The following is a 17,595-nucleotide window of genomic DNA, read 5'->3' on the forward strand; positions in this document are numbered from 1 at the left end:
TCACAACCCACCCCAGACTCAGCGCGCGGCGCGCCCGTTTGCGTCTGGTCATCTAGCTTTTTATTAACATTCGCGGTATAACACACCTTCTTTGGATGTTTAGATGTCCATACGTATAGAAGGTAATATGCAAACACAACAAGAAAATGGGCAGCTTAAGCGCACCATGAAAACACGCCACCTGATTATGCTCTCGCTGGGCGGCGTGATTGGGACAGGGTTATTCTTCAATACCGGATACATCATTGCGACGACCGGGGCGGCGGGCACGCTGCTGGCGTACCTGATAGGCGCGCTGGTGGTCTGGCTGGTGATGCAGTGTCTGGGCGAGCTTTCCGTGGCGATGCCGGAGACCGGCGCGTTCCACGTCTATGCCGCCCGCTATCTTGGCCCGGCGACGGGCTACACCGTGGCGTGGCTCTACTGGCTCACCTGGACGGTAGCGCTCGGGTCGAGCTTTACCGCCGCCGGGTTCTGCATGCAGTACTGGTTTCCGCAGGTGCCCGTCTGGGCGTGGTGCGTCGTCTTCTGCGCGGTGATTTTTGGCCTTAACGTCATCTCCACGCGCTTCTTTGCGGAAGGTGAGTTCTGGTTTTCGCTGGTGAAAGTCATCACCATCATTGCCTTTATTATCCTCGGCGGCGCAGCGGTCTTTGGCTTTATCCCGATGAAGGACGGTACACCCGCGCCGGGCTTAAGCAATATCACCGCCGAAGGCTGGTTCCCGCACGGCGGCCTGCCGATCCTGATGACCATGGTAGCGGTGAACTTTGCCTTCTCAGGGACGGAGCTCATCGGGATCGCGGCGGGTGAAACCGAAAATCCGCACAAGGTGATTCCGGTCGCTATCCGGACCACCATCGCGCGGCTGATAATCTTCTTTATCGGTACCGTGTTTGTGCTGGCGGCGCTGATCCCGATGCATCAGGCGGGCGTGGAAAAGAGTCCGTTCGTGCTGGTGTTTGAAAAGGTCGGTATTCCTTACGCGGCGGATATCTTTAACTTTGTGATCCTGACGGCGATCCTCTCGGCGGCGAACTCCGGGCTGTATGCCTCCGGGCGCATGCTGTGGTCGCTCTCTAATGAGAAAACGCTGCCGCGCTGCTTTGCCAGGGTGAACAAAAACGGCGTGCCGCTGACGGCGCTTTCGGTTTCCATGCTCGGCGGCGTGCTGGCGCTGTTCTCAAGCGTCGTGGCTCCGGACACGGTGTTTGTCGCGCTCTCGGCGATTTCTGGCTTTGCCGTGGTGGCGGTCTGGATCAGCATCTGCGCGTCGCACTTTGTTTTCCGTCGTCTTCATCTGCAGTCCGGCCAGCCGCTCTCTGCGCTGCAGTACCGTGCGCCGTGGTATCCGCTGGTGCCGGTGCTCGGTTTTATCCTCTGCGTGGTGGCCTGTGTCGGCCTGTGGTTTGACCCAAGCCAGCGTATTGCCCTTTATTGCGGGCTTCCGTTTGTTGCCCTGTGTTATGGTGCCTACTACCTGACCCGAAATATGACATCGCAGGAGCCTGAACATGTCGCAGAATAATCCGCTTACCGCCATCCTTGAAAAACAGCCGTTTGTGGTGCTGGATGGCGCGATGGCGACGGAGCTGGAAGCGCGCGGCTGTAACCTTGCAGACAGCCTCTGGTCTGCCAAAGTGTTGGTTGAAAACCCGGATCTTATCCGCGAAGTTCACCTGGACTACTACCGGGCTGGCGCGCAGGTAGCTATCACCGCCAGCTATCAGGCGACGCCTGCCGGCTTTGCGGCGCGCGGCCTGGACGACGCGCAATCCCGGGCGCTGATTGGCAAAAGCGTGGAGCTGGCGCGTAAGGCGCGCGAAGCGTATCTGGCCGAAAATCCCCATGCGGGCACGCTGCTGGTGGCGGGATCCGTTGGGCCGTACGGCGCGTATCTGGCGGATGGATCTGAATATCGCGGCGACTATGTGCGCAGTGCCGATGAGTTTACGGCTTTCCATCGCCCGCGCGTGGAAGCATTGCTGGACGCGGGTGCGGACCTGCTGGCCTGCGAAACGCTGCCCTCGTTTGGGGAAATCAGGGCGCTGGCGGCACTTCTGGCTGAGTATCCTCGCGCCCGGGCGTGGTTCTCGTTTACCCTGCGAGACAGTGAACACCTGAGCGACGGCACGCCGCTGCGTGAGGTGGTCGACGCGCTGGCATGCTATCCGCACATTGTCGCGCTGGGCATTAACTGTATCGCCCTGGAAAACACCACGGAGGCGCTGAAACATCTGCAAAGCCTGACCGCGCTGCCGCTGGTGGTCTATCCGAATTCGGGTGAGCATTATGATGCGGTAACCAAAACCTGGCACCACCACGGTGAAGCGTGCGAGACGCTGGCGGGGTATCTGCCGCAGTGGCTGGAGGCTGGAGCTAAGCTGATTGGCGGATGCTGTCGCACCACGCCGAAGGACATTGCTGGGTTGACGGCTCAGCGCTGAGGTCTTTGCCGGGTGGCGGCTGCGCCTTACCCGGCCTACAAATTGCACTCACCGAAGGCCGGGTAAGCGCAGCGCCACCCGGCTAAAACGAACCGCACAAATTTCGCTATCTTTTCCCGCTTTTTATCTAAAAACGAATCGTTATTAGCGATTCGTTTTTATTCCTTTATCAAAATTCCCGCGCCGGAAATACTGCCCTCATAACAACAAGGGGAGCAGGCACTATGGCAATTTCATCGCGAATCACATTACTCGGCGCACTGGCGCTGTGGGCTTTTCAGGCGCAGGCGGTGGACGTCACCGTCGCGTATCAAACTTCTGCGGAACCGGCGAAAGTCGCCCAGGCGGATAACACCTTTGCGAAAGAGAGCGGGGCGAAAGTCGACTGGCGTAAGTTCGACAGCGGGGCGTCCGTCGTGCGCGCGCTAGCGTCCGGCGATGTGCAGATCGGCAATATCGGATCCAGCCCGCTGGCGGTGGCGGCCAGCCAGCAGGTGCCGATTGAGGTGTTCCTGCTCGCCTCGCAGCTCGGTAACTCTGAAGCGCTGGTGGTGAAGAAAAACATCACCAAACCGGAAGACCTGATCGGCAAACGTATCGCCGTGCCGTTTATCTCCACCACCCACTACAGCCTGCTGGCGGCGCTCAAGCACTGGGGCATCAAACCGGGTCAGGTGCAAATCCTTAACCTTCAGCCACCGGCGATTATCGCGGCCTGGCAGCGCGGCGATATTGACGGGGCTTACGTCTGGGCACCGGCAGTGAACGAGCTGGAAAAAGATGGCACCGTGCTGACCGACTCCGAAAAAGTGGGCCAGTGGGGGGCACCAACCCTCGACGTGTGGGTCGTGCGCAAAGACTTTGCCGAGAAACACCCTGACGTCGTGAAAGCGTTCGCCAAAAGCGCGATTGACGCCCAGCAGCCGTACATCAGCAACCCGGATGAATGGCTGAAACAGCCTGCCAACCTGGAAAAACTGTCGCGCCTGAGCGGCGTGCCGCAAGCGGACGTACCGGGGCTGGTGAAAGGCAATACCTATCTGACGCCTGCGCAGCAGGTGCAGCAGCTGACCGGCCCGGTGAACAAAGCGATTGTGGATACCGCTACCTTCCTGAAAGAGCAGGGCAAAGTGCCCGCGGTGGCGGCGGATTACAGCCAGTACGTGACCGACCGTTTTGTGAAATAAGGAGTTCGCCATGCTGAATATTACAAATCTCTCTGCCGATTACGGTGGCAAACCCGCGCTGGAGGACATCAACCTGACGCTGGACAGCGGTGAGCTGCTGGTGGTGCTGGGCCCGTCCGGGTGCGGGAAAACCACGCTGCTGAATCTAATCGCCGGGTTTGTACCTTACCAGCATGGCACTATTCAACTGGAAGGCAAAAAGGTGGAAGGCCCGGGCGCCGAGCGCGGCGTGGTCTTCCAGAATGAAGGATTGCTTCCCTGGCGCAACGTGCAGGAAAACGTGGCGTTTGGACTTCAGCTTGCGGGTATCCGCCGCGAACAGCGGCTGGAAACCGCACGAGAGATGCTCAAAAAAGTGGGCCTGGAAGGCGCGGAAAAACGTTTTATCTGGCAGCTTTCCGGCGGCCAGCGCCAGCGTGTCGGGATTGCCCGCGCGCTGGCGGCAAACCCGCAGCTGTTGCTGCTGGATGAGCCTTTCGGGGCGCTGGATGCCTTCACCCGCGAGCAGATGCAAACCCTGCTGTTGCGCCTGTGGCATGAGACGGGCAAGCAGGTTCTGCTGATCACGCATGATATTGAAGAGGCGGTATTTATGGCCACCGAACTGGTGCTGTTATCGCCGGGGCCGGGCCGCGTGCTGGAGCGCTTGCCGCTGGATTTTGCCCGCCGTTACGTTGCGGGAGAACCCGTGCGCAGCATCAAATCCGATCCGCTGTTTATCGAACAGCGTGAATACGTCTTAAGCCGCGTGTTTGAACAACGGGAGGCTTTCTCATGAGCATCGTCTTCAGTGAAAAAACGCGCCGCACACGCCTCGCACTGCGCTGGCCGTTCTCCCGTCAGATAACCCTGAGCGTCGGCACGCTGCTGGTATTGCTGGCGGTGTGGTGGGCGGTTGCTGCCCAGCAGTGGGTCAGCCCGCTGTTTCTGCCGCCGCCGGGACAGGTGCTGACCAAACTCATTACCATTGCCGGGCCGCAGGGCTTTATGGACGCCACACTCTGGCAGCATCTCGGCGCAAGCCTGACGCGCATTCTGGTGGCGCTGCTGGCGGCGGTCATCATCGGCATTCCCGTGGGGATTGCGATGGGGCTGAGCCCGACGGTGCGCGGCATCCTCGACCCGCTGATTGAGCTTTACCGCCCGGTGCCGCCGCTGGCGTATCTGCCGCTGATGGTGATCTGGTTCGGCATCGGCGAGACGTCAAAAATCCTGCTGATTTACCTGGCCATTTTTGCGCCGGTTGCAATGTCCGCCCTCGCGGGGGTGAAAAGCGCCCAGCAGGTGCGGATCCGCGCGGCGCAGTCGCTCGGGGCCAGCCGTACGCAGGTGCTGCTGTTCGTGATTTTACCGGGCGCGCTGCCGGAGATTTTAACCGGACTGCGCATCGGCCTTGGCGTGGGCTGGTCAACGCTGGTGGCGGCAGAGCTGATCGCCGCCACGCGAGGGTTAGGGTTTATGGTGCAGTCGGCGGGAGAATTTCTGGCGACTGACGTGGTGCTGGCAGGGATTGCGGTCATTGCCGCGATCGCCTTCGGATTAGAGCTGGGGCTGCGCGCGTTACAGCGCCGTCTGACGCCCTGGCATGGAGAAATACAATGAGTGAACGTCTGACCATTACCCCGCTGGGGCCGTATATTGGCGCGCAGGTGTCGGGCCTGGATGTGACCCGTCCGCTGAGCGATAACCAGTTTGAGCAGCTGTACCACGCGGTGCTGCGCCATCAGGTGGTGTTCCTGCGCGAGCAGGCGATCACTCCGCAGCAGCAGCGCGCGCTGGCGCTGCGTTTTGGCGACCTGCACATTCACCCGGTCTATCCGCATGCGGAGGGCGTGGAGGAGATTATCGTCCTCGACACCCACAACGATAACCCGCCGGATAACGATAACTGGCATACCGATGTGACCTTTATCGAGACGCCGCCGGCCGGGGCCATTCTGGCGGCGAAGCTGCTGCCGGATACCGGCGGCGATACGCTGTGGGCCAGCGGCATTGCGGCGTTTGAGGCGCTGTCGGCGCCGTTGCGGACGCTGCTGAGCGGGCTGCGCGCAGAGCATGACTTCAAAAAATCGTTCCAGGAATACAAGTATCGCAAGAGTGAAGAGGAGCATCAGCGCTGGCAGGAGGCTGTCGCGAAGCATCCGCCGCTGCTGCACCCGGTCGTGCGCACCCATCCGGTGACGGGCAGGCAGGCGCTGTTTGTGAACGAAGGGTTCACGACGCGCATTGTGGACGTGACGGAAAAAGAGAGCGAGGCGTTGCTAAGTTTCCTGTTTGCGCATATCACCAAACCGGAGTTTCAGGTGCGCTGGCGCTGGCAGGAGAACGATCTGGCGATCTGGGATAACCGCGTAACGCAGCACTATGCGAACGCGGACTATCTGCCGCAGCGGCGGATTATGCAGCGGGCGACGATTTTAGGGGATAAGCCGTTTTACCGTGCGCCTTGATTGCCGGGTGGCGGCGTTGCCTTACCCGACCTACGTTTCATTGTAGGCCCGGTAAGCGTAGCGCCACCGGGCAACGGGGTTAAAGGTGCGCCTCAATATACCGCTGATAGCGGTTCGCCTTCAGGTAACACAAGTCCACCAGCACCAGCCCGTCGACGCAGTCGTTGAATGCCGGATCGCTGCCAAAATCAATAAACTGTACGCCGCCGGGTTCGCAGAGTTCGGAATATTGCTTGTAGAGCGGCGGAATGCCGCAGCCAAGATTGCCGAGCAGGGATTTCAGCTTCGTCAGATCGTCCACGTAGTCCACCCCGCCAAACTGCGCGAGAACGTCCGGCAGCGATGCCGGATATGGCTGGCGCGAGGCGGCGAGCGGATGGCTGGCCGGGAACCACAGGCGGTAAAATGCTACCAGCAGATCCCGTGCGGCAGGCGGTAAGCCACCGGAAATGGAGACCGGGCCAAACAGGTAGCGATAGTGCGGATAGCGCGCCAGATAGGCCCCAATGCCGGACCACAAATAGTCCAGGCCGCGGCGACCCCAGTAGCGCGGTTGAATAAAGCTGCGCCCCAGTTCAATGCCATGTTCCAGCACGTCCTGCATTTTATCGTCGTAGTGGAAAAGGCTATAGCTGTACAACCCTTCCAGACCCCGATGCTCAACCTGGCGGGCTGTGGGCATAAAGCGATATGCGCCGACGATCTCCAGATCCTCATCATCCCACAGGATCAGATGCAGATAATCATCATCGTAACGGTCGGTGTCCCGGCGTTTACCGCTCCCTTCCTCCACCGCGCGAAAGGCAATCTCGCGCAGGCGGCCCAGCTCACGCAGCAGTGGGGCATCTTCCTGGCCGTTGCGCTGCCAAAGATAGATGGTTTTACCGTCGTTGGTTTTGCCCAGGCATTCGGCCTGCGCCAGCGCGCGTTTCAGGGTCGCGCGGTCTTCCGGGCGGGCAATAGCGCACTGGCTTTTAAAGACGCCAGGCACTCCCTTGCCAAGCCGCATCACATGCTGACGGCACTGCTCGGCCATCTCACGCGACGAAAGGGTGGCGCTATGCCAGTTATGCCAGGCAATCTGCTGGCCGATTTTAATCGGCAGCTGGCTATGGCGGCGGCGAAACATCTGCTGCATCAACAGCAGCATCGACAGCGTTGGGGAGACCAGCGTGCTGGCATAGAAGAGCAGGCTGTTATGCGCCTGAATATGCACCGGCAGCAGCGGCGCGCGCAGTTTGCTGGCGAGTTTGATAAAGCCGGAGTGCCATTTCTTATCGCGAATACCTTTGCGCGTGGGGCGGGAAACTTCGCCTGCCGGGAAGAAGATCAGCACGCCCGCGTTTTGCAGATGCTGTTCCATCTGGACCAGGGACGATTTCGCCGTCCTGCCGCCCATATTGTCCACCGGAATAAACAGCGAGCTGAGAGGCTCAAGGTGGGTCAGCATCCGGTTAGTCACTACTTTAACGTCGCGCCGCACGCGGGAGACGGCATACATCAGCGCCAGCCCGTCCAGCGTACCCGTCGGGTGGTTGGCAATAATGACCAGCGGGCCATGTTCGGGGATTTGTTCGAGATCGCGAGTGGAAACGGTGCAGAGAATATCAAGGTGTTCCAGAACTTGCTCCACCATATCCAGTCCTTTCAGGTGGCGGTGTGCTGCGGCAAACTGCTGAAACTCGTCTTCGTAAAACAGTCTTTTTAACAGACTTTTTTGCCAGGGTGCAGGCCTCGCCTGAGGCCAAAGATCGTCGAGAACGCTATCGAGGCTAAACATGGTCACTCCTCCTGCCGTCTTGCCCAGACAGTAGAAGGAGGAGATGTCGGTTGTATTGCAGTTTGGTGAAGATTAGCGGAGGATTTTTTTCTCGGCCAGATCCAGCGCGAAGTAGCTGAAGATCAGATCCGCGCCGGCGCGTTTGATCGCCCCCAGGCTTTCCAGGATCACTTTCTCTTCGTCAATCGCACCGGCCAGAGCAGCGAATTTGATCATCGCGTACTCGCCGCTGACCTGATAAGCGCCCAATGGCAGCTCGGTGCGCTCGCGGATGTCGCGCAGGATATCAAGATACGCGCCGGCTGGTTTCACCATCAGGCAGTCTGCACCCTGGGCTTCATCAAGCAGGGATTCGCGAATCGCTTCCCGACGGTTCAGCGGGTTCATCTGATAGGTTTTACGATCGCCCTTCAGTGCCGTACCGGCTGCTTCACGGAACGGGCCGTAGAAGGACGAGGCGAATTTGGTGGAGTAGGACATGATGGCGGTGTCGGTAAAGCCCGCCGCATCCAGTGCCTGACGGATCGCCTGAACCTGTCCGTCCATCGCGGCAGAAGGCGCGATGAAATCCGCACCTGCAGCGGCAGCGACGACAGCCTGCTTGCCAAGGTTAAGCAGGGTGGCATCGTTATCCACACCATGATCGCACAGCACGCCGCAGTGGCCGTGAGAGGTATATTCACAGAAGCAGGTGTCTGACATGACCACCATTTCTGGCACGGTCTCTTTGCAGATACGCGACATGCGGGCGACGAGGCCATCTTCTTTCCACGCATCGCTGCCGGTAGCGTCGGTATGGTGAGAGATGCCGAAGGTCATCACCGAGCGGATCCCCGCGTTGGCGATACGTTCGATCTCACGTGCCAGATACTTCTCCGGAATGCGCATCACGCCTGGCATGGCTTCGATGGCCTTATAGTCATCAATCTCTTCTTCGACAAAAATCGGCAACACCAGATCGTTTAAGGTCAGGGTTGTCTCTTCAAACATGGCGCGCAGTGCAGGTGACTTGCGCAGGCGGCGGGGGCGTGCAATTAAATCGGTCATGGTATGCCTGATGTTTGTGGAACAAAGAGGGCTAGTGTACCTCAAAGTGGAGGCTGTGGTTTTACGAAAGTGGGCTTTTTGTTTTTGCAAAATGCGGCAGGGCAGGCTTCATCTCATCAATATATAATTAAGTGAAATATCACTCTGAAAGAGTAATGATATATTCGTGCTGCTTCTATATTAAGGAAGATATATAATTAAAAATGATCCATTATCTATTGTGATTTTTTTTAGTATGGGTTTGTCTGTATTTTAAGGTTTTGTTTTTGTAATATTTATTTGTAATGGTTCATGCTTTCGGTGTTATTAGTCTGGATACGGACTTAATGGAAACATTCATTGAACCTTTTCGAAATGAAAATGCATAATTCCCTCCGCAATTAAATATTGCCAAATGATTTGATGGACAAACTTGCTTACGTCCCTGAGGAGGGATGACCCAATGCAAACATGGAAAAAGAAACTTGTTGTATCTCAACTTGCATTAGCCTGCACTCTGGCTATCGCTTCTCAGGCCAATGCGAAAGATATTTCCGGTACGACATATAATACTTTTGGATATGATAATACCGCATCTACCCCCTGGTATTATGGTTACGCTGACTGGGATTACTCTGGTGCCAGCCACGACGGTGATATTTATCCGGTGATTAATAAATCCACCGTGAATGGTGTTATTTCAACGTATTATCTGGACGATGGCATCAATGGTCGGGCGAATGCGTTGAGTATTTCCAACAGCACCATTAATGGCATGATTACCTCTAAATGCATGACCAGCTCGTGTGCTGATGGTCTGGATACCGATGGTACCAACCATTCTCAATACGATCGTTTTAGCCTGACCGTTGATAACTCCACCGTTAACGATACGTACGAGCATTATGCGTATGATGTCGTGAATGGGGAAAATACGGAAAGACACTATCTGGACACATATGGTTTGGGTAATGCAATTACCCTGGATGTGGAATCAGATATTGTTATCCAGAATAATTCTCACGTTGCCGGTATTACCCTGACGCAGGGTTATCATGAACTGGACAATACCCCGTATGACGGTGTTGAAGGCGTAGCCAACAGCAGCAACATCTTTACCGACACGCTGCTGGTGAAAGATTCTGTGCTGACTTCCGGCGCATACAGCGACTTGGGTACCAGCGGATTCTACGGCCAAACCGCGAAACCGAGCGACTACGGTGAAAACAACGCCACAGCGGCGGATGATGCGGCAATGATTGTGGCAGCTGGCGCGTATGATAACGCGATGCAGACGTCTGCCACGTTTGATCATTCCACCGTGACTGGCGACATTCTTTTCTCCAGCACCTTCGACAACAACTTCTACCCGAACGGCGACCCGGCAACTGATACCACAGAAGACGGTATCTATAATCCAACCACCAACGGCTGGGACGGCACGGATAAGCTGGATGTTACCCTGACCAACGGCAGCAAGTGGGTTGGTGCAGCGCAGTCCAGCGTCGACGCTATCGGCACGGCTCAGATGTACGGCCAGGGCTACAGCAACGTAGACTGGAGCAGCTTGTCCCCTAACAGCATTTGGCCGAATTCCACCTATGACAGCAACGGACACGTTGCGGGTGAAGCGGTGTATCAGAGCGGTCTGTTTAACATCGCACTGGATAACGGCTCTGAGTGGGATACCCGCAAGGTTTCTAACATCGACACACTGACGGTAAACAACCGCTCTCAGGTCAATGTTGAAAACTCTGGCCTGCTGGCGGATACCATCACCCTGACCAATGCCTCATCATTGAATATCGGTGACAGCGGTGGCGTGGCGACCGACCATCTGTATCTGGACAGCTATAGCCGTGCGGCACTGACAGAAGAAACGGCCGATCTGTATGCCAACACCATCACCGTGGATAACGGTGCAGAGCTGGCGCTGGGGCTGGGTCAGGTTGATACGCACAATATGGTACTGACCGATGGTGGTGTGCTGAACGTTGCCAGCCGTGATTACGTGCTGAACAGCGATCTGAACAACGCACGCTATATCACCAACGATATTCACCAGGCTGATTACGACCACGGCGTTGTGGCGATTAACTCTGACGGCCATCTGGCGGTGAACGGTGATGTCGCGGGCAATTATAAAGTACGTATCGATGATGCGACGGGTGCCGGTTCCGTTGCCGATTACAAAAATAAAGAGATTGTCCGTGTCTATGACAATAACGCGGATACTGCAGCCAGCTTTACTGCCGCAAACAAAGCCGATTTAGGTGCCTATACCTACCAGGCGCAGCAGCAGGGCGACACCGTTGTCCTCCAGCAGAAAGCGCTGACCGACTACGCGAATATGGCGCTGAGCATCCCTTCTGCCAATACCAATATCTGGAACCTGCAGCAGGATACCGTTGGCACGCGTCTGACCAACAGCCGTCACGGCCTGGCGGATAATGGCGGGGCGTGGGTAAGCTACTTCGGTGGCAACTTCGACGGTGACAATGGCGTTATCGGCTACGATCAGGACGTGAGCGGTATTATGGTGGGTCTGGATACCCAGATTGACGGTAATAACGCGAAGTGGATCGTCGGTGGTGCAGCTGGGTTTGCGAAGGGTGATATCAGCGATCGTACCGGTCAGGTCGACCAGGATAGCCAGACGGCGATGATCTATGCGTCAGCGAAGTTTGCGAACGATGTGTTCCTCGACAGCTCAGTGAGCTACACCCGCTTCAACAGCGATCTCTCTGCTAACATGAGCAACGGTCAATATGTTGATGGCAATACCACCAATGACGCTGTTGGTTTTGGGCTGAAACTGGGCTATGACTGGAAACCAAACCTCTCTGGCTATGTTACGCCATACGCCGCCGTGTCTGGCCTGTTCCAGTCTGGTGATGATTATCGTCTGAGTAATGATATGCGCATGGACGGGCAATCTTACGATAGCCTGCGTTATGAACTCGGTGTTGATGCTGGTTACACCTTCAACTACGGTGGCGATCAGGCTCTGACACCTTACTTCAAACTGGCCTACGTCTATGACGACGCCGATAATAATGCTGATATTAACGGTGACAGCATCGATAACGGTGTAGAAGGTTCAGCCGTACGTGTAGGGCTGGGTACTCAGTTCAGCTTCACGAAGAACTTCAGTGCGTACACTGATGCCACTTATCTGGGCGGCGGTGACGTTGACCAGAACTGGGGCGCCAATGTAGGTGTGAAATATACCTGGTAATGCATAAAAGCGGGGGAGGATATCCCCCGCTTTTTTATCGATAAAAATAATATTGAACCGACAAATACGGATGCCTTGAGGTCTGCATGAACGTTAATGCGAAACCACTTTCTGAATTAAGCCGGCTCGAACAGTGTCTGAAAGTAGCCAGTACCCCATTTAAATCTGCGCCACAACAAATAATTACATCCGGTGAGTGTAATGAGCCCGGCACCATCGTATTACAAACCGGTATCATCGAAATCCATCGTCATTCAGATGAACTGCTGGTCGGCATCGCGAAAGCTCCTTTTATTCTGGGACTGTCCACCGTGATGATTAATCACTGTCAGGAATACAACGTCATCGCCAAAACACCCTGCACGGGTTTTTATTTGTCCGCTGAAACCACCCGTCAACTCATACAGCAGAATGCTCTCTGGAAAGAGGCCTTCAGTTGGTTATCGTGGATAAATTACATTCTTGCGAAACGCGATATGCAGCTGGTGGGAAATAATTCCTATCACCAGATCCGCGCTATGCTGCTGAATATGGCAGAGTGGGATGAAACGTTGCGTTCAAAAATTGGTGTGATGAATCATATTCAACAAAGCACGCGTATTTCACGCTCAGTTGTTGCAGAAGTGCTCGCTGCCCTGCGGCAGGGAAACTACATCAATATGAGCCGGGGCAAGCTGGTCAGCATTAACCGCTTGCCCACGGAATATTAAAATTAGTTAGACGCTGTGAGAACCTGCGCTTTATTGGCGCTCAGTTCAGCCACTAAATTATTAATACCGTCACTCATATTAACGAAGCGCGTATTCGGAGAGCGGGTGACCACCACAAACGCGCCCACGTTTGACTGTGGGATCATTGCCATATAGGTAATGAATCCACCACCGCCGCCGGTTTTCTGAATAATACCTGGACGGCCATTTTTCGGCGCCATATAGACCCAGCCCATGCCGAGCGCATCGGCTTTACCGGGTACGTCCATCCCGATGACGCGGTGCAGCTGAGTTCGCTGATAAATCAGGGTCTGCATACGATCGGCCTGACTGCTGCGAGCGTAGAAATCTGATGAAAGGAACTGCTGCATCCAGCGCATCATGTCGCCAGGGGTAGAATACACTCCGCCGCTGCCCACGGCCGCCAGCGTGTTATTACAGGGACTTGCGCCTTTCTCTGCCACCATCAGGCGGTGGCACTGATCCGGGGAAGGGGTAAAGGTGGTGTCTTTCATACCCAGCGGACGGGTAATCTGCTCTTCAAACAGCTGCGTGTAGGGTTTGCCTGCCGCCGTCGAGAGGGCATCCGCCAGCAGATCAAACGCCAGATTTGAATAAGAGGCCTGCGAACCCGGTGCCGCCTTCAGCGTGGCGGTACTCAGGTAGCTCCAGCGCTGGTCGCGCGTTGGCCAGACAAATACGTCACGATGCGCAGCCCCGCCAGGCTGCTCACGCGGCAGGGCGCTGGTGTGGGTGGCAAGGTTAACAAGCCGGATGGGCGTACCCTGATAAGTCGGAACCCGGGCGCCTGGAGGCGCGTATTTGCTGAGCGGGTCGTCGAGTTTCACCACGCCCTGGTCGAGCAGTTTCACCAGCATTTCGCTGGTCATCAGCTTGGTTAAGGACGCGATGCGGATAACGGAATCCAGCTGCGGGTGAACGTTATTTCCCGGGCGCGTTTCGCCAAAGCTGCGGAATACACGCTGGTTGCCGTCGATCACGACCATCGCCATACCGGTCGCGCCGCTGCCGTAATAGATAAGATTCGCGTAGCGATCGGCAATGTCTGAAGCTAAAACAGGTGCCGTCAGCGGTTGGGCTGCCTGGGCGGTAGAAAAGCTCACCGCACACAGCGCGGCAAAAGAGAGCAGACAACGTTTCAACGAAAAGCATCCATGAAGTGTATGAGGAAAGTAATGGGTATTTATACTACTAATCGGTACCGTGCAATGCCCGGAATTGCATAACGATAGCGAGAAAAACGTAACCATGGGTAAATATGAACAATTTACTTGCGAGCCATCTCCCATTTTGTGACATCGGGCTTATGATAGGCACCAGTGTCACTCAATCTTACGGAGAACGGTATGTCTGAAAAGCGTGTGGTTATGGTTGTCGATATGCAGCAGGGGGTGTTTGAAACGCCTCGTCATCAGCGAGAAATATGTGTTTCGCGTATCAACCAACTTACGCAGGCGTCAGATACCGTTATTTTTATTCAGCACGCGGGAGACGGTGGGCTGGAGGAGGGGAGCGAAGGGTTTGCACTGCTTCCCGAGCTAAACCAGCCGGCAGGCGCGTTTTACGTGACGAAGACCGCCTGTGATGCCTTCTATAACACCGCGCTTGAGACGCTATTGCGTGAGCAGGGCATTCGCGAGTTTGTCATCTGCGGCTGCGCCACTGATTACTGCGTCGACGCGACGATTAAGAACGGCGTCAGTCGGGGCTACCACATCACCGTGGCGGAAGATGCCCATACCACCGCCAACCGCCCGGCGGCTGATGCGCAGATTCTGATTAACCACTACAACGACGTCTGGCGCGACTTCATCGCCCCAGCGAATCCTCTCTCGGTGAAACGCACCGAAACAATTCTCGAAAACTGGAAAGCGAACTAATAATCAACCCTCGGGTCTGACCTTTTTGCCTGAGCCGCCAGGCTGGCTCAGGCAGTTTTTCGTGTGGTGATGTGTTGTGCACAGCAACAGCCATAACAACAAGAAGGAAGCATTATGTTTAAGTCTTTTTTCCCAAAGCCGGGGCCTTTTTTCCTGTCGGCATTTATTTGGGCACTCATCGCTGTCATTTTCTGGCAGGCGGGCGGCGGCGCATGGCTGGCTCGCATTATGGGAGCAACGGGCGATGTACCGATTAGCGCCGCGCGCTTCTGGTCGCTGAGCTATCTGCTGTTTTACGCCTACTACATGGTGTGCGTGGGGCTGTTTGCTTTGTTCTGGTTTAGCTATTCGCCTCATCGCTGGCAGACGTGGTCCATTCTGGGAACGTCGCTGATTATTTTTGTCACCTGGTTTCTGGTCGAAGTGAGCGTTGCCATTAACGCCTGGTATGCACCGTTCTACGATCTCATTCAGAAAGCATTGAGCGCGCCTAACAAGGTGCAAATTGGCGAGCTTTATCATGAGTTAAAAGTTTTCATGGGCATCGCGATGATCGCTGTTACCGTGGCTGTACTGAATAATTTCTTCGTCAGCCATTATGTCTTTCGTTGGCGTACAGCGATGAACGAATTCTACATGACTCACTGGGAACGTCTGCGTCATATTGAAGGCGCCGCTCAGCGTGTCCAGGAAGATACAATGCGTTTTGCGTCGACGCTCGAAGATATGGGCGTCAGTTTACTTAATGCCATCCTGAAATTGTTTGCTTTTTTACCTATTCTGGTTGCGCTATCCCCACATATTGCAGCTTTACCGATTGTTGGACATTTACCGTACGGCCTACTTATTCCGGCGCTGATTTGGTCGCTTATGGGGACAGGTCTTCTTGCCATTGTCGGAATCAAACTACCGGGCTTAGAATTTAAGAACCAACGTGTAGAAGCGGCTTATCGTAAGGAACTGGTCTACGGAGAGGATGATTCAACGCGTGCTGCGCCACCGACAATAAAAGAGCTGTTCCGTAATGTCCGTATCAACTATTTTAGGCTCTATTTCCATTACATGTATTTCAATATTGCCCGTATTTTCTATCTTCAGGTCGATACTGTTTTTGGATTATTCTTGTTGTTCCCGTCCATTGTTGCCGGAACAATCACGCTGGGCTTACTAACCCAGATTACTAACGTGTTTGATCAGGTCAGAAATTCATTCCAGTACCTGATTAACTCCTGGACTACGCTGGTAGAATTGATGTCCATCTATAAACGTCTGCGCAGTTTTGAACGCGAGCTGGACGATCGTGACCTGCAGGAAGTCACCAACACATTTAGCTAATACAGGAAGTTGCTATGTCTTTTGCCGTACCGCGCGCGTTACCGTTGTCCTTACTGGCCGCCCTCGTACTGGCGGGCTGTGCCGAAAAGGGCGCCGCCCCGCTCAAAAAGGGCGAAAAGCCCGTCGATGTGGCAAGCGTTGTGCGGCAGAAAATGCCCGCCAGCGTGAAGGATCGCAATGCGTGGGCAGATGCGCTGGCAAAAACCTTTGAAAGCCAAAAGATTGCGCCGACGGAGGAGAACATCTGCTCGGTGCTGGCGGTGGCGCAGCAGGAGTCGATGTACCAGTCAGACCCGGCCGTGCCGGGTCTGAACAAAATTGCCTGGAAAGAGATCGACCGCCGCGCGGAATCCATGCACATCCCGGTGTTCCTCGTGCACACCGCGCTTAAAATCACCTCGCCAAACGGCAAAAGCTACAGTGAGCGGCTGGATACGGTGAAAACCGAAAAACAGCTCAGCGCTATCTTTGATGATTTCATCAGCATGGTCCCAATGGGGCAGAAGCTGTTTGGCTCACTTAACCCGGTACACACCGGGGGCCCGATGCAGGTGAGCATTGCGTTCGCTGAGAAACATACCGACGGCTACCCGTGGAAAATCGACGGTACGGTGCGCCAGGAGGTCTTCTCCCTGCGCGGCGGACTGTGGTTCGGCACGTATCATCTGCTGAACTATCCGGCGAACTACAATGAGCCGCTGTACCGCTTTGCCGACTTTAATGCGGGGTGGTATGCCAGCCGTAACGCAGCATTTCAAAGTGCAGTCAGTCGCGCAAGCGGCGTCAAGCTGGCGCTGGACGGCGATCTCATCGCTTACGGCAGCAGCGAGGCGGGAGGCACAGAGCTGGCAGTACGCAAATTATCGACAACACTTGGCTTGAGCAACAGCGACATTCGCCGTCAGCTTGAGAAAGGCGATAGCCTGGCATTTGAGAAAACGGATCTGTACAGGAAGGTGTTTGCGCTCGCAGAGCAGAAAAGCGGGAAGACGTTACCGAGGGCTATTCTGCCGGGGATCCAGCTGGAAAGCCCGAAGATCACGCGTAACCTGACCACCGCATGGTTCGCTAAACGCGTGGACGATCGCCGGGCTCGCTGTATGGGCCTTTAACGACGACGGCGAAAGCGCAGAACTAACGCCACAACGCCCAGAACCATACATCCCGCGAGGAAGGGAATCAGACCGAACAAGGTGCTGACACCAAACCCAATCTCAACCCGCGGGCGTCCGTTGTCCTGGACCTGCATCAGGTGTTCATAAACGCCTGGCGCATGGACCAGCATATTGAGCAGCTGCGAGCCGGCCCAGAAGCAGAACAGGACAAACAGGGCATAAGCGATATTACCCGCCGTGGAGGTTTTTGGTTTGCCGCCAAAAATCGGTTTCGACAATGTAAAGTCAGCCATAAGACCTCCCGAAATATCACTCTGTTTCAATACGCTTCGTACAGGGTGAGTTTGACAGGTCATCGCATTTGTCAATATCAGAATCGTGGTAATTTACCCGCCGGAATCCTCCT

The 17,595-nt window shown here is 55.6% G+C and carries 15 protein-coding genes; 11 read left to right on the forward strand and 4 right to left on the reverse strand.

Going from position 1 to position 17,595, the window contains the following annotated elements; translation table 11 throughout:
• Positions 1 to 127 precede the first annotated feature (127 nt).
• The 6 genes from mmuP to tauD all read left to right on the forward strand — a co-directional run bounded on the left by mmuP (position 128) and on the right by tauD (position 6,084).
• Positions 128 to 1,528: an S-methylmethionine permease gene (gene mmuP / locus E3U32_RS12580; protein ID WP_134349060.1), complete on the forward strand. Its 1,401-nt coding sequence runs from the start codon at positions 128 to 130 to the stop codon at positions 1,526 to 1,528.
• Positions 1,515 to 2,447 (forward strand): homocysteine S-methyltransferase, encoded by a 933-nt coding sequence (mmuM, locus tag E3U32_RS12585; RefSeq protein ID WP_134349061.1) that lies wholly within the window; start codon positions 1,515 to 1,517, stop codon positions 2,445 to 2,447. Before mmuP ends, mmuM begins: the two co-directional genes overlap by 14 nt.
• Positions 2,448 to 2,671: 224 nt before the next feature.
• Positions 2,672 to 3,634, forward strand: coding sequence for a taurine ABC transporter substrate-binding protein (tauA, locus tag E3U32_RS12590; RefSeq protein WP_134349062.1), 963 nt, complete (start codon positions 2,672 to 2,674; stop codon positions 3,632 to 3,634).
• Between the two features lie 10 nt (positions 3,635 to 3,644).
• Complete coding sequence (gene tauB, locus E3U32_RS12595) at positions 3,645 to 4,412, forward strand: taurine ABC transporter ATP-binding subunit (RefSeq protein WP_134349063.1); 768 nt, start codon at positions 3,645 to 3,647, stop codon at positions 4,410 to 4,412.
• The gene (gene tauC, locus E3U32_RS12600; protein WP_134349064.1) at positions 4,409 to 5,236 is read left to right on the forward strand and encodes a taurine ABC transporter permease TauC; all 828 of its coding nucleotides are present in this window, start codon (positions 4,409 to 4,411) and stop codon (positions 5,234 to 5,236) included. Before tauB ends, tauC begins: the two co-directional genes overlap by 4 nt.
• Positions 5,233 to 6,084 carry a taurine dioxygenase gene (tauD, locus tag E3U32_RS12605; RefSeq protein WP_134349065.1) on the forward strand — a complete coding sequence of 284 codons (852 nt, stop codon included), beginning with the start codon at positions 5,233 to 5,235 and terminating at the stop codon, positions 6,082 to 6,084. The genes tauC and tauD overlap by 4 nt, the downstream gene beginning before the upstream one ends.
• 79 nt (positions 6,085 to 6,163) lie before the next feature.
• Here the strand turns inward: tauD and E3U32_RS12610 are convergent, their stop codons facing one another.
• Both E3U32_RS12610 and hemB read right to left on the reverse strand, forming a co-directional pair.
• Complete coding sequence (locus E3U32_RS12610) at positions 6,164 to 7,864, reverse strand: lysophospholipid acyltransferase family protein (RefSeq protein WP_134349066.1); 1,701 nt, start codon at positions 7,862 to 7,864, stop codon at positions 6,164 to 6,166.
• A 72-nt stretch (positions 7,865 to 7,936) separates the two neighbouring features.
• Entirely contained in the window at positions 7,937 to 8,911 is a 975-nt protein-coding gene (hemB, locus tag E3U32_RS12615; protein ID WP_021241687.1) for a porphobilinogen synthase, read from the reverse strand.
• Positions 8,912 to 9,353: 442 nt separating this feature from the next.
• Here hemB and E3U32_RS12620 point away from each other — a divergent pair, with 442 nt between their 5' ends.
• Positions 9,354 to 12,128, forward strand: coding sequence for an autotransporter outer membrane beta-barrel domain-containing protein (locus tag E3U32_RS12620; protein WP_134349067.1), 2,775 nt, complete (start codon positions 9,354 to 9,356; stop codon positions 12,126 to 12,128).
• Positions 12,129 to 12,214: 86 nt separating this feature from the next.
• Positions 12,215 to 12,838: a helix-turn-helix domain-containing protein gene (locus E3U32_RS12625; RefSeq protein WP_134349068.1), complete on the forward strand. Its 624-nt coding sequence runs from the start codon at positions 12,215 to 12,217 to the stop codon at positions 12,836 to 12,838.
• A gap of 2 nt (positions 12,839 to 12,840) precedes the next feature.
• Here the strand turns inward: E3U32_RS12625 and ampH are convergent, their stop codons facing one another.
• Complete coding sequence (gene ampH / locus E3U32_RS12630; protein ID WP_134349069.1) at positions 12,841 to 14,001, reverse strand: D-alanyl-D-alanine-carboxypeptidase/endopeptidase AmpH; 1,161 nt, start codon at positions 13,999 to 14,001, stop codon at positions 12,841 to 12,843.
• 204 nt (positions 14,002 to 14,205) lie between these two features.
• Here ampH and E3U32_RS12635 point away from each other — a divergent pair, with 204 nt between their 5' ends.
• The 3 genes from E3U32_RS12635 to E3U32_RS12645 all read left to right on the forward strand — a co-directional run bounded on the left by E3U32_RS12635 (position 14,206) and on the right by E3U32_RS12645 (position 17,186).
• Positions 14,206 to 14,739 (forward strand): isochorismatase family protein, encoded by a 534-nt coding sequence (locus E3U32_RS12635; protein WP_134349070.1) that lies wholly within the window; start codon positions 14,206 to 14,208, stop codon positions 14,737 to 14,739.
• Positions 14,740 to 14,853: 114 nt separating this feature from the next.
• On the forward strand, positions 14,854 to 16,074 hold the full coding sequence (gene sbmA / locus E3U32_RS12640) for a peptide antibiotic transporter SbmA (RefSeq protein ID WP_134349071.1): 1,221 nt from the start codon (positions 14,854 to 14,856) through the stop codon (positions 16,072 to 16,074).
• A 14-nt stretch (positions 16,075 to 16,088) separates the two neighbouring features.
• Positions 16,089 to 17,186 (forward strand): DUF1615 domain-containing protein, encoded by a 1,098-nt coding sequence (locus E3U32_RS12645; protein WP_134349072.1) that lies wholly within the window; start codon positions 16,089 to 16,091, stop codon positions 17,184 to 17,186.
• Here the strand turns inward: E3U32_RS12645 and E3U32_RS12650 are convergent.
• A complete protein-coding gene (locus tag E3U32_RS12650; protein WP_134349073.1) occupies positions 17,183 to 17,482 on the reverse strand; it encodes a DUF2755 family protein in 300 nt (99 codons plus the stop codon). The genes E3U32_RS12645 and E3U32_RS12650 overlap by 4 nt on opposite strands.
• Positions 17,483 to 17,595 lie beyond the last annotated feature (113 nt).

Origin of the sequence: Lelliottia nimipressuralis (assembly GCF_004402045.1) — a bacterium.
Classification (GTDB): domain Bacteria; phylum Pseudomonadota; class Gammaproteobacteria; order Enterobacterales; family Enterobacteriaceae; genus Enterobacter; species Enterobacter chinensis.

Bases quoted from the DNA above. Each gene is read 5' to 3' on its own strand.
- mmuP (WP_134349060.1), top strand. From the start codon at position 128: ATGCAAACACAACAAGAAAATGGGCAGCTTAAGCGCACCATGAAAACA.
- mmuM (WP_134349061.1), top strand. From the start codon at position 1,515: ATGTCGCAGAATAATCCGCTTACCGCCATCCTTGAAAAACAGCCGTTT.
- tauA (WP_134349062.1), top strand. From the start codon at position 2,672: ATGGCAATTTCATCGCGAATCACATTACTCGGCGCACTGGCGCTGTGG.
- tauB (WP_134349063.1), top strand. From the start codon at position 3,645: ATGCTGAATATTACAAATCTCTCTGCCGATTACGGTGGCAAACCCGCG.
- tauC (WP_134349064.1), top strand. From the start codon at position 4,409: ATGAGCATCGTCTTCAGTGAAAAAACGCGCCGCACACGCCTCGCACTG.
- tauD (WP_134349065.1), top strand. From the start codon at position 5,233: ATGAGTGAACGTCTGACCATTACCCCGCTGGGGCCGTATATTGGCGCG.
- E3U32_RS12610 (WP_134349066.1), bottom strand. From the start codon at position 7,864: ATGTTTAGCCTCGATAGCGTTCTCGACGATCTTTGGCCTCAGGCGAGG.
- hemB (WP_021241687.1), bottom strand. From the start codon at position 8,911: ATGACCGATTTAATTGCACGCCCCCGCCGCCTGCGCAAGTCACCTGCA.
- E3U32_RS12620 (WP_134349067.1), top strand. From the start codon at position 9,354: ATGCAAACATGGAAAAAGAAACTTGTTGTATCTCAACTTGCATTAGCC.
- E3U32_RS12625 (WP_134349068.1), top strand. From the start codon at position 12,215: ATGAACGTTAATGCGAAACCACTTTCTGAATTAAGCCGGCTCGAACAG.
- E3U32_RS12635 (WP_134349070.1), top strand. From the start codon at position 14,206: ATGTCTGAAAAGCGTGTGGTTATGGTTGTCGATATGCAGCAGGGGGTG.
- sbmA (WP_134349071.1), top strand. From the start codon at position 14,854: ATGTTTAAGTCTTTTTTCCCAAAGCCGGGGCCTTTTTTCCTGTCGGCA.
- E3U32_RS12645 (WP_134349072.1), top strand. From the start codon at position 16,089: ATGTCTTTTGCCGTACCGCGCGCGTTACCGTTGTCCTTACTGGCCGCC.
- E3U32_RS12650 (WP_134349073.1), bottom strand. From the start codon at position 17,482: ATGGCTGACTTTACATTGTCGAAACCGATTTTTGGCGGCAAACCAAAA.